The following is a 12,131-nucleotide window of genomic DNA, read 5'->3' on the forward strand; positions in this document are numbered from 1 at the left end:
CGGGCTCCCGCCGACGGGCTGTTGATATGGCAAGACGATGACCGATACCGCCGAAAAGATCGATTATTCGAAAACCCTCTATTTGCCGCAGACGGAATTTCCGATGCGCGCCGGCCTGCCCGAAAAGGAGCCGCATATCGTGGCCCGCTGGCAGGAAATGGGCATGTACAAGCGCCTGCGCGAGGATGCCGCCGGGCGGCCGAAATATGTGCTGCATGACGGGCCGCCCTACGCCAACGGCAACATCCATATCGGCCATGCGCTGAACAAGGTGCTGAAGGACGTCATCACCCGCTCGTTCCAGATGCGCGGCTACGATTCGAATTACGTGCCGGGCTGGGACTGCCACGGCCTGCCGATCGAATGGAAGATCGAGGAGGAGAACTACCGCTCGAAGGGCAAATCGAAGCCGGATCTTTCCGAGCCGGCGGCGATGATCGAATTCCGCCGCGAATGCCGTGCCTATGCCGAGCACTGGATCAAGGTACAGGGCGCCGAGTTCCAGCGACTGGGCGTCGTCGGCGATTTCGACAATCCGTACCTGACCATGGCCTATCACGCGGAATCGCGCATCGCCGGCGAGCTGCTGAAATTCGCCGCGTCCGGCCAGCTCTATCGCGGCTCGAAGCCGGTGATGTGGAGCGTCGTCGAGCGCACCGCGCTCGCTGAGGCCGAGATCGAATACCAGGATTACGAGAGCGACACGATCTGGGTGAAGTTTCCGGTCAAAGAGGTGATCCTTGCCGATACCTTGCGACGGCCCGAAGGCCTCGAAAATCTCGATGGCGTCGAGGCGGGAAGGCGCAAGATGGCGGATCTTGACGCGGCTTGCGTCGTCATCTGGACCACGACGCCCTGGACCATCCCGGGCAACCGCGCGATCAGCTATTCGCCGCGTATCAGCTACGGCCTCTACGAGGTTACGGCGGCGGCCAACGATTTCGGACCGCAACCCGGTGAAAAGCTCATTTTCGCCGACGCCTTGGCTGCCGAAGCGTTTGGCAAGGCCAAGCTTGAGTATCGGCGTACCTGGGACATCACCGCAACAGAGCTGTTCGGCATGACTTGCGGGCATCCCTTGCGCGGCCTCGGCGGCGGCTACAGCTTCCCTGTCCCACTCGTCGCGGGCGACCACGTCACCGACGATGCCGGCACCGGTTTCGTACACACGGCACCGGGCCATGGTCGCGAAGACTTTGACGCCTGGATGGATGCCGCGCCGGAACTGCGCCAGCGCCGCATCGACACAGCGATCCCGTTCACCGTCGACGATGCGGGCTACTTCACCAAGGATGCGCCGGGCTTCGGCCCCGACCGCGAAGGCGGGCCGGCGCGCGTTATCGACGACAACGGCAAGAAGGGCGACGCCAACAAGGCAGTCATCGATGCGCTGATCGAGCGTAACATGCTGTTCGCGCGGGGCCGGTTGAAACACCAGTATCCGCATTCCTGGCGGTCGAAAAAGCCGATCATCTTCCGCAACACGCCGCAATGGTTTGTCCACATGGACAAGGAACTGGGCGACGGCACGACGCTGCGTTCGCGCGCCCTCGCGGCAATCGACGCCACGCGCTTCGTGCCAGCCGCCGGTCAGACCCGTCTGCGCGCCATGATCGAGGAGCGGCCAGATTGGGTGCTGTCGCGCCAGCGCGCCTGGGGCGTGCCGATCTGCGTCTTCGCCGATGTCGACGGCAACGTGCTGAAGGACGATGCGGTCAACGCCCGCATCACCGAGGCCTTCGAGAAGGAAGGCGCCGACGCCTGGTTCGCGGAAGGCGCCAAGGAGCGTTTTCTCGGCAATCATGACCCGGCGAAGTGGACGATGGTCAAGGACATCCTCGACGTCTGGTTCGATTCCGGCTCGACCCACACCTTCACGCTGGAGGACCGGCCGGACCTGAAATGGCCGGCGGACATCTATCTCGAAGGTTCGGACCAGCATCGCGGCTGGTTTCATTCCTCGCTGCTGGAAAGCTGCGGCACGCGCGGCCGCGCGCCCTACGACACCGTCGTCACCCATGGCTTCACCATGGATGAGGAAGGCCGCAAGATGTCCAAGTCGCTCGGCAACACGGTGGTGCCGCAGGACGTCATCAAGCAGTCCGGCGCCGATATCCTGCGCCTGTGGGTGGTGACGACCGATTACTGGGAAGACCAACGGCTTGGCAAGAACGTGCTGCAGACCAACATCGACGCCTACCGCAAGCTGCGCAACACCATCCGCTGGATGCTGGGCACGCTGGCGCATGACGAAGGCGACGTGGTGCCGCTGAAAGAAATGCCGGAACTGGAGCAGCTGATGCTGCACCGGCTGGCCGAACTCGATGAGGTGGTGCGCGCCGGTTACGACGCGTTCGAGTTCAAGCGCGTTACCCGCGCATTGCTCGACTTCATGGTGGTGGAGTTGTCGGCCTTCTACTTCGACATCCGCAAGGATGCGCTTTACTGCGATGCGCCGTCGAGCCTGAAAAGAAAGGCGTCCGTGCAGGTTGTGCGCCACCTGTTCGACCGGCTGGTGACGTGGCTGGCGCCGATGCTGCCCTTCACCATGGAGGAGGCTTGGCTCGAGCGATATCCATCCTCGGAGACGGTCCATCTCGAGCAGTTCCGCGAGACTCCGGCGGACTGGAGGAACGGAACGCTGGCTGAAAAATGGCACATGATCAAACAGGTGCGCTCACATGTGACGGCGGTCCTCGAAAGAGCACGTGAGCGTAAGCTGATCGGTAGCTCGCTCGAAGCTTCGCCGCATGTGTACCTTCAATCCCGCTACGATAGACTCTTCGATGGGCTCGATCCGGCCGAGATATTCATTACTTCTGGAGCAACCGTCGAGTATGGAGTGAAGAATGCGCCGACGCGAAATGACGATCTCAGAAGTGCTACGATCGATATGACCGGAGCGAGCGAGGGGTCAATTTGGGCCGATTTTGCCAAGGCTTCCGGGACAAAATGCGCGCGCTCCTGGCGGTACACCGGCGATGTCGGCTCCGATCCGGAATTCCCCGATGTTTCGGCGCGCGACGCCGCGGCGCTGCGCGAACTGCGCGCTCTGGGGCGCATCTGACCGGCCGGCAGCGCTTGCCATGGGGACGACCGGTGGGCCGGTCGTTGCCCTCGCGCAAGGCTTGGGGTACAAGCGCGACGGGGTCCGAACGCCTTGTTGTCGCCGGATTTTCAGTGAAAACCGGTTTCTGGATGGGGATCCGGATAGATCCGGATTCGAGTAGAGGCACTTTGCAGTGAGATATTTAGGCATGGCAGACAGGAATCGCGCACAGCTGTGGCTTGGCGCGCCGCTGGTCGCATCGAGCCTGATGCTGGGCGGCTGCATGGGATCGCCGACCTACGGCACCGACAAGACCGCCACCGAGCAGCTGGCGTCCGATGTCACCGGGATTCTTTCCATCGCTCCAAAACACCGCGATCCGATCGAATACAAGCCGCGCCCCGAACTGGTGAAGCCGGCGCCCGGCACGGCTGCGGCTGCGGCCTTGCCCGTACCGCAGGAAAGCGTGGCGGCATCCGCCAATCCGTCCTGGCCCGAATCTCCTGAGGCACAGCGTGCCCGCCTGCGTGCCGACGCGACGGCCAATCAGAACAACCCGAACTACGATTCGCCGATTGTCCAGGATGTTGCCATAAACGCGGCGCCAACTCAGGCGCGCCCGGCAGGTGCCTCGCCGCGAGGCGACGATTCCGGCGTCAACACGTCGCTGAACAGGCCTGAAAACCGCAACACCCGCGAAGCCTACAAAGCGCGCCTGGCGGAAAACCGGCAGGGCAGCGATACCAAGCGCAAATATCTGAGCGAGCCGCCGCTGACCTACCGCGCACCGGCCGCAACCGCTCCGGTCGACGATATCGGCGAGGACGAGTTCAAGAAGGAACGCCGCGCCAAGGCAGCCGCCCGCAAGCCGGGCAGCTGGTCATGGCGCCAGCTCATCCCCGGCGGGTGATGAAGTGGTCAGGTGTCGCGCCTGACCTTGAAAAAGTCCTTCAGGATGGTTGCGGCGCTGCTTTCGCCGATGCCGGCGTAAATCTCGGGAACATGATGGCAGGTCGGCGAGGCGAAGAACCGCACGCCGCTGACCACCGCGCCGCCCTTCTCGTCCGTCGCACCGAAATAGAGCCGCCTGATCCGGGCGAAGGAGATCGCCGCCGCGCACATCGTGCAGGGTTCGAGCGTGACGTAGAGATCGGCCTCATTGAGGCGCTCTTCCGCCAGGCTTGAAGCGGCTTCACGGATCGCCAGCATCTCGGCATGCGCCGTGGGGTCGTTGAATTCACGGGTCCGGTTGCCCGTCCGGGCCAGCACGGTTTCACCGCGAACCAGCACCGCGCCGATGGGCACTTCGCCGCGCGCCGCGGCGGCCTCGGCCTCGGCCAGCGCCATAGCCATGAAATCGGGGCGTTTCACGCGTCCGCCATAAGAGACATTTCCCTCGCACCGCGATGGTGTTCCTGTTATCTACCCGCGCTGAAAGGCAAAGGCCACATGGACGACGAACGAAAGAAGGGGCCTCGCCAGGGCGGCCCGAAATCCCCAGGCGGAGCGCGTGGCGGAGAACGGTCCGCGCGCCCGGGAAAGCCGGGGTTTGCCGGAAAGCCGAAACATGGCGGTGGCCCGGGCAAGCCCGCGTCCGCGGGAAAACCATATGCCGCCGGCGGCAAGAAACCGTTCCAGAAGCGGCGTGACGACAGCGGCGATGCGCGCGGCGAGCGTCCCCGGCCGGATTTCAGGCGCGAAGAGCGGCCGCGGACCGATGGCGAGCGCCCGGCGCGACCCTTCGCAGGCAAACCGCGCGCGGACGGTGAAAGGAAACCGTTCGAAAAGCGGCCGTCGCGCGACGTGGCCGGAGGCGAGCGCAGGTTCGAGCGCGGCGACCGTCCTGCCGGTGAACGGCAGGATCGGCGGCCCCGGCCTTCGGGCGGTGAGCGCAAGCCTTTCGTCCGCACGCCAGAAGTTCCGGGCTCCAGCGAAGGCGAACGCATCGCCAAGCGGCTGGCGCGTGCCGGCATCGCCTCGCGCCGCGACGCGGAGGAACTGATCGCCGCGGGCCGGGTCCGGGTCAACGGCAAGGTGCTGTCGTCGCCCGCCTTCAACGTCTCGGTCAACGATACGATCGAACTCGACGGCACCACCATCCCGCCGATCGAGCGGACGCGGTTGTTCCTGTTCCACAAGCCCGCCGGCGTCGTCACCACCAATCGCGACCCGCAAGGCCGCAAGACGGTGTTCGAGGTGCTGCCGAAGGACTTGCCGCGGCTGATGACCGTTGGCCGCCTCGACATCAACACCGAGGGATTGCTGCTGCTCACCAATGACGGCGGGCTGGCGCGGGTTCTCGAATTGCCGGCGACCGGCTGGCTGCGGCGCTACCGTGTGCGCGTGCATGGCAAGCCGGACGAGAAGGCACTCGCCGAGCTGAAGAACGGCATTGCGGTCGATGGCGTGTTCTACGGCGCCATCGAAGCGTCGCTCGATCGCGCCCAGGGCACAAACGCCTGGCTGACGATCGGGCTGCGCGAGGGCAAGAACCGCGAGGTTAAGAATATCCTCGGCGCGTTGGGGCTCGACGTGACGCGGCTGATCCGCATCTCTTACGGGCCGTTCCAGCTTGCCGAACTGCCGGAAGGCCATGTCTGGGAGATGAAGGGCAAGACCTTGCGCGACCAGCTTGGCGAGAGGCTGATCGAGGAATCAGGCGCCAATTTCGACGCAGAGATCGCCAAGCCGTTCTCCAACAAGCCGACCCGGCGCGAATATGAGCCGGAAGAGCACGCGGAACGCCCGAAGATCGTTCGCGACGGCGAGCGCGGCAGGATCGGCGAGGGCGGCCTGATCAAGAACCGCAAGCGTCGCGAGAACACCCGCGACGAGGCGCTGGGCAAGCTGTCGACGTCTCGGCCGGAGCGGCCGAAATTCGATCGCGGGGACAGGCCCGAGCGTCCAAAAGTCGAACGCGGTGAAAGGCCGGAGCGCGCCGCCAAATTCGGCGACAGGCCCGATCGCTTCGCGACCTTCGCAGACAAGCCGGGCAAGCCGGAGCTGAAGCCGCGCGCCGGAAAGAAGCCGGAGCGCGAGCAGCGGCCGATCGAGCCGCCCGGTCAGCGCAAGGCGAATGTCTGGATGGCGCCAGGGGCACGGCCGATTGGCAAGGGCAGAGCGGAAGCCGAAAAGCACGATGCCGAGGCGCGGAAGGACCGCAAGCCGAAGTTCGGCAAACCCGGCGGAAAACCTGGATTCGGCAAGCCGCGCGGCGAACGCCTGGATGGCGGAAAGGGCGGCGACCGTCCACGCAGCGATGGCCCGAAGGGGCCGCGCGGGGGCGCAAGAAATGCGGATCGTCGGCGGTGAGTTCCGCGGCCGGCCCTTGGCCACGCCGCGTTCCGATGCCATCCGCCCGACGACCGACCGCACCCGCGAAGCGCTGTTCAACGTGCTGGCGCACCGCTTTGCCGGAAAGCTCGCGGGCGGCCGTGTGCTCGATCTCTTTGCCGGTACCGGGGCTCTTGGCCTCGAAGCGCTGTCGCGCGGGGCTTCCTACGGCGTCTTCATCGAAGAGTCGGCGGAAGGCCGCGGCCTGATCCGCACCAATGTCGAGGCGTTCGGTCTCACCGGCCGCACCAAGATTTTTCGACGCGACGCGACCAATCTCGGCGAGGCCGGCACGATGCAAGCCTTCGATCTCGTCTTCGCCGACCCGCCCTACGGAAAAGGCCTCGGCGAACTGGCGCTGCAGAGTGCCCGGACGGGCGGCTGGCTGGCGCCCGGCGCGTTGTGCCTGGTCGAGGAGAGCATCGCGGCGGACTTCCGGCCTGGAGCCGGTTTCAGCATCGCGGACGAGCGGGCCTACGGCGATACCGTCATCAGGTTTATCGAAGCCACCGCCTGATTCCGGCCTTGTTGCCGGGCGAAATGACATCACGGATTACGAACAATTCACTTTGCCTGCGGGGGTGGAGCCTGTAACCAACGCTCCTGCAAGGGTTGAAGAGGCGGCTTGATGACATCTGAATCCCATGTGACGCGGGTTGGCGGTTTCTTTTCGGCGGCACTCGTCGCCCTGGTGCTGACCTTCCCCGCCATGGCGGAGGCGCCGCGTAGCGAGGCCGAAGTCGAAAGTTTCCTTCTCGGCAACGGCATGGAAGTCGTCGTCATCCCGGATCACCGGGCGCCGATCGTCACCCACATGGTCTGGTACAAGGTCGGCAGCGCCGACGAGCCGCCCGGCAAGTCCGGCATCGCGCATTTCTTCGAACACCTGATGTTCAAGGGCACCAAGGACCACAAGGCCGGCGAGTTCGGCGCCAAGATCGCCGAAATCGGCGGCAGCGAGAACGCCTTCACATCCTACGACTACACCGCCTACTTCCAGACCGTGACGCCGGAATCGCTCGAAACCATGATGACTTTCGAGGCGGATCGCATGCGCAACCTGATCCTGACCGACGAAGTGATCGGCCCGGAGCGCGACGTCATCCTGGAAGAGCGCCGTTCGCGCATTGAGAACAGCCCGGACGCGCTGCTGTCGGAAGAAGTCGACGCGACGCTGTACCAGAACCATCCGTATCGCGTGCCGGTCATCGGCTGGATGCACGAGATGGAGCAACTGAACCGCACCGATGCGGTGGCCTTCTACGACCGCTATTACGCGCCCAACAACGCCATCCTGGTGGTTGCCGGCGATACCGATGCGGAAACGGTGCGGGCGCTGGCCGAAAAGACCTATGGAAAGGTGCCGCGCGGTCCCGACCTTCCGCCGCGCGTGCGGCCGCAGGAGCCGGAGCAGAACACCAAGCGTACGGTGACGCTGACCGATCCGCGCGTCAGCGTGCCGAGCTTCCAGAAATCCTGGGTGGTTCCTTCCTATAGCCATGCAGAGCCTGGCGAAGCGGAAGCGCTCGACCTGCTTTCGGAAATCCTCGGCGGCGGAACGCGCAGCCGCATCTACCAGCAACTGGTCGTCAAGCAGGGCATCGCTTCGGCGGCGGGAGCATCCTTCCAGGGCACGTCGTTCGATCCATCGAGCTTCACGATCTACGGCGCGCCGCGTGGCGAAGCGGCGCTGGAGGCCGTCGAAGAGGCGATCGACGCGGAGATACGCAAGCTCATCAAGGACGGCGTCACCGAGACCGAACTGGAAAAGGCCAAGAACCGCTTCGTGCGTTCGATGATCTTCGCGCGCGACAGCCAATCAGGCATGGCCAACATCTACGGCGCGACGCTGGCCACCGGCGGCACCGTCGACGATATCGAGAAATGGCCGGAGCAAATCCGCAAGGTCACTGCGAAACAGGTGCAGGACGTGGCGGCAAAATACCTCAATCCGGATCATTCGGTCGCGGGCTACCTGCTACCGATTGCCGAAGCGAAGAACTGAGAAGGCCAGTATCATGCCAAACCGTTCCCAGCTTCTGACCGCGGTGGCCACGCTCTTTCTTGCGATCGTTTTCCTGACGCTTCCGGCGATCGTTGCGGCGCGGGCTGCGGTCACCATCCAGGAGGTGACCTCCGAAAAGGGCATCAAGGCCTGGTTGGTCGAGGACTATTCGGTGCCGATCGTTTCGGTCCGCTTTGCCTTCAGCGGCGGCTCGACGCAGGACCCGGCAGGCAAGGAAGGCCTGGCGAACCTGATGACCGGGCTGTTCGACGAGGGCGCCGACAATCTCGACAGTGACGCCTTCCAGGAACGGCTCGACGATGCCGGGGCCGAGATGCGCTTCAATGCCGGCCGCGATTCGCTGTACGGCTCGATGCGCATGCTTGCCGATCAGAAGGACGAGGCGCTGGAACTGCTGCGGCTGGCGGTCGAGAAACCGCGCTTCGACGCCGCGCCCATCGATCGAATCCGCGCCCAGATCGTCTCGGGCATCGTTGCCAATGAGAAAGACCCGCAGACCGCCGCGCAATTTGCCTGGGCGCAGGCGCTTTACGGCGAACATCCCTATTCCCGCCGCGACGAAGGCACCAGGGAGACGCTGGCCGCGATCACAGCTGACGATCTCCACGCCTTTCACAAGCGACTGTTCGCGCGCGGCAATCTGACCATCGGCGTCGTCGGCGCCATCGACGCGGAGACGCTGAAGCGCGATCTGGACAAGGTGTTCGGTGATTTACCGGCCGAGCCGGCGCTGCAAAAGGTCGAGATGGTGGAGCCCAAGCTCGACCAGGAAATCCTAATTCCCTACGATCTCCCGCAGACCTCGCTGCTGCTTGCCTATCCCGGTATCGAGCGTACCGATCCGCAATTCTTTGCCGCGTACCTGATGAACCACATCCTGGGCGGCGGCAGTTTCACCTCGCGGCTGTTCAACGAGGTGCGCGAGAAGCGTGGGCTGGCTTATGGTGTCGACTCGTCGATCGTGAACAACGAGCATTCGTCGGCTCTCGTCATCAATACGGCCACGCGGTCCGACCGTTCCGCCGAAACGCTGGCGATCATTCGCGCCGAGGTGAAGCGCATGGCCGACGAGGGCGTGACGGAAGAGGAACTGGATGCGGCGAAGAAATATCTGATCGGCTCATATGCGATCAACAACCTCGACACGTCGCGCGGCATCGCCGGCACGCTGGTCGAACTGCAGATCAACAAACTCGGCATCGACTACATCGAGCGGCGCAAGGGACTGATCGATGCAGTGACCGCGGACCAAGTGCAGGCAGCCGCGAAGCGGCTACTACTGGCTGAGCCGGCGGTCCTGATCATAGGTCCTGCCCAGGCCAAGGGAGACAAGGGGTGAGCAGCCGGCCGCGGCCCCGGCCGCCCGTGACAAACGAAGGTGGCGACCCAAGTTTCGCTATCGCCTTTGGCGGCGGCGGTGCGCGCGGCCTGGCGCATATCCATGTGATCGAAGCCCTTGACGAATTGGGCATCAGGCCGGTCTCGATCGCCGGCTCGTCGATCGGCGCGATCATGGGAGCCGGCATGGCCGCCGGCATGACCGGGGCGGAAATCCACCATTATGCGCGCTCGACACTTGGCAGGCGCGCTGAAGTCGCCGCGCGTGTCTGGCGTGCGCGGCCGGGCAGCTTCGGCGAGATGATGGCCGGCGGGCTGCGTGTCTCGCAATTCAACATCGAACGTATCCTGAAGGCATTCCTGCCGGAGGCCATACCCGCGACCTTCGGCGAGCTGAATATCCCGTTGAAGGTGACCGCGACGGATTTCTTCGGACATCGCCTGGCGGTGTTCGACAGCGGAGACCTTAATTCGGCACTCGCCGCCTCGGCTGCAATTCCCGCGGTTTTCAGGCCGGTGCGGCGCGACGGCATGCTGCTGATCGACGGCGGTATCTACAATCCGGTGCCATTCGACCTGATCGAGGGTGAGGCCGATATCACCATTGCCATCGACGTTGTCGGGGCACCCGCGGCAAGCGACCGGCGGCGGCCCAACTCCATGGACCTGATGTTCGGCGCTACGCAACTGATGATGCAGTCGATCAGCGCGATGAAGCTCAAGACCAACCGGCCGGATATCCTGTTGCGGCCGCCGGTCTCGCGTTTCCGGGCGCTCGACTTCCTGAAGATTGAAGCGGTGATGGCCGAAACGGCTTCGATCAAGGACGAATTGAAACGCGCCGTCGAAGAGGCCGTCGAAGCGAGGCGCAAGCGATCGGGCGATCCTGGCTGATCGTGCCGGCTATTGCACCGTTGCCGCCTTGCCGGTCGAGAAGGGCGATTGCGCCGACGGTGGTGGCCCCGGCACAGGCAGGTCGGGCGGTGGCGTCTTGGCAAGCCGGCTGACCACCCTGAAGCATACGATCACCGAAATGATCCCGAAGACGACGGCGCCGAGCCCCCAGCCGGCGATGACGCCCTTGGCGCCGTAATATTGCGCGCCGATCCACACGAAGGGGATGACGCCGAGCGTCGAACGGCCCCAGTTGAATACCGTCGAATAGGTGGGGAAGCCGAGATTGTTGAAAGCCGCACTCGACACGAAGATGGCGCCGTTGAACAGGAAGCTGCCGGCGGCGAACAGACAGAAGAAGACGATAAGCTCGTGCGCCTGCTCCCTGGCGCCGAACAGCGACGAGATCGGGCCGGAAAAAATGGCGAGCAAGGCCCACATCGCCAGCACGTAGACCATTGTGAACAGCAGGCTGTCGCGCATGGTCGACACCAGGCGGTCGTATTTGCGGGCGCCGTAGTTCTGGCCGAGGATTGGCCCCACGGCTCCCGAAAGCGCGAAGATGACGCCGAACGCGACCGGTATGATGCGTCCGATGATCGCCCAGCCGGCGACCGCATCATCGCCGAAATGGGCGATCTGGGTCGTGACATAGGCATTGCCGACCGGTGTGGCGATCTGGGTCAGCACCGCCGGCACGCCGATGACGAAGAATGGCCTGAAGGCTGCAGCCAGCCTCTTGCGGTCCGGCATCCTGATGAGATGGTGGACCGCCTGCGCGCCATAAAGACCGACGGCAAGCATCACGAGCCGCGAGAGCACCGTCGCGATCGCCGCGCCGTCGATGCCGAGCCCGAAGCCGAAAATGAAGATGGGATCGAAGATCGCCGCCGCGACGCCCGCGGCAAGCGTCACATACATCGCCCGCCGCGCATCGCCGACGCCGCGCAATATGCCGGTGGTGCACATGCCCAGCGCGACGATCGGTGTCGACGGCAGCACCATCTGCAGGAAGCGGGTGGTGAGGTCGAGCGTTTCGCCCTGCGCACCGAGCAACGCGGACAATTCGCGCAAGAAAGGCCATACGGCAAGGGAGATGGCGCCGGTTGTCAGCGCCATGAAGACCATGGAGGCGCCGCCCATGCTGGCGGCTTCATCGCGACTGCCGCGGCCGAGACAGCGCGCCACCAGCGCCGAACAGGCGATGGTGAAGCCGATCGCTACCGAAACCGTGAAGAAAAGCAGCGTCGAGGCAAAGCCGATCGCGGCGGCGAGAGCCTGGACGCCGAGCAGCGAGATGTAGAAGAGGTTCAGCGCGTCGACGATGAAGATGGCGATCAGGCCGACCGAACCCGTCGCCGTCATGACGATGACGTGGCGCATCGTCGAGCCGGCGGTGAATTTGGCCTGGCTGGCCTCTGCCGGAGTGCTCATGCCTGCCGGCCCGAAGCGATGGACGATAAGGTCATCAGGAATTCCTGCGGCAAGCGA

9 protein-coding genes are annotated in these 12,131 nt (G+C 64.4%); 7 read left to right on the forward strand and 2 right to left on the reverse strand.

Annotation, left to right across the window (positions count from 1 at the left end; genetic code table 11):
• The first annotated feature begins 37 nt into the window (after window positions 1-37).
• Window positions 38-3,067, forward strand: coding sequence for an isoleucine--tRNA ligase (ileS, locus tag OHD58_RS20505; protein ID WP_263805251.1), 3,030 nt, complete (start codon window positions 38-40; stop codon window positions 3,065-3,067).
• 190 nt (window positions 3,068-3,257) lie between these two features.
• Entirely contained in the window at window positions 3,258-3,959 is a 702-nt protein-coding gene (locus tag OHD58_RS20510) for a hypothetical protein (protein WP_263805252.1), read from the forward strand.
• Between the two features lie 8 nt (window positions 3,960-3,967).
• Here the strand turns inward: OHD58_RS20510 and OHD58_RS20515 are convergent, their stop codons facing one another.
• Window positions 3,968-4,420 (reverse strand): nucleoside deaminase, encoded by a 453-nt coding sequence (locus OHD58_RS20515; RefSeq protein ID WP_263805254.1) that lies wholly within the window; start codon window positions 4,418-4,420, stop codon window positions 3,968-3,970.
• 78 nt (window positions 4,421-4,498) lie between these two features.
• On the opposite strand from OHD58_RS20515, the gene OHD58_RS20520 reads away from it, so the two are divergent.
• The 5 genes from OHD58_RS20520 (at window position 4,499) to OHD58_RS20540 (ending at window position 10,640) form a co-directional block, all read left to right on the forward strand.
• Window positions 4,499-6,361, forward strand: a complete 1,863-nt coding sequence (locus OHD58_RS20520) for a pseudouridine synthase (protein ID WP_263805256.1) — start codon at window positions 4,499-4,501, stop codon at window positions 6,359-6,361.
• Window positions 6,342-6,899, forward strand: a complete 558-nt coding sequence (gene rsmD / locus OHD58_RS20525; protein WP_263805258.1) for a 16S rRNA (guanine(966)-N(2))-methyltransferase RsmD — start codon at window positions 6,342-6,344, stop codon at window positions 6,897-6,899. The genes OHD58_RS20520 and rsmD overlap by 20 nt, the downstream gene beginning before the upstream one ends.
• Before the next feature lie 111 nt (window positions 6,900-7,010).
• Window positions 7,011-8,387: a M16 family metallopeptidase gene (locus tag OHD58_RS20530; RefSeq protein WP_412177257.1), complete on the forward strand. Its 1,377-nt coding sequence runs from the start codon at window positions 7,011-7,013 to the stop codon at window positions 8,385-8,387.
• A 13-nt stretch (window positions 8,388-8,400) separates the two neighbouring features.
• Window positions 8,401-9,747 carry a M16 family metallopeptidase gene (locus tag OHD58_RS20535; protein ID WP_263805260.1) on the forward strand — a complete coding sequence of 449 codons (1,347 nt, stop codon included), beginning with the start codon at window positions 8,401-8,403 and terminating at the stop codon, window positions 9,745-9,747.
• Complete coding sequence (locus tag OHD58_RS20540; RefSeq protein ID WP_263805261.1) at window positions 9,744-10,640, forward strand: patatin-like phospholipase family protein; 897 nt, start codon at window positions 9,744-9,746, stop codon at window positions 10,638-10,640. Before OHD58_RS20535 ends, OHD58_RS20540 begins: the two co-directional genes overlap by 4 nt.
• A gap of 9 nt (window positions 10,641-10,649) precedes the next feature.
• Here OHD58_RS20540 and OHD58_RS20545 read toward each other — a convergent pair whose 3' ends face one another.
• The gene (locus OHD58_RS20545) at window positions 10,650-12,074 is read right to left on the reverse strand and encodes an MATE family efflux transporter (protein ID WP_263805262.1); all 1,425 of its coding nucleotides are present in this window, start codon (window positions 12,072-12,074) and stop codon (window positions 10,650-10,652) included.
• Window positions 12,075-12,131 lie beyond the last annotated feature (57 nt).

Origin of the sequence: Mesorhizobium sp. ZC-5, from assembly GCF_025753855.1 — a bacterium.
GTDB lineage: Bacteria > Pseudomonadota > Alphaproteobacteria > Rhizobiales > Rhizobiaceae > Neomesorhizobium.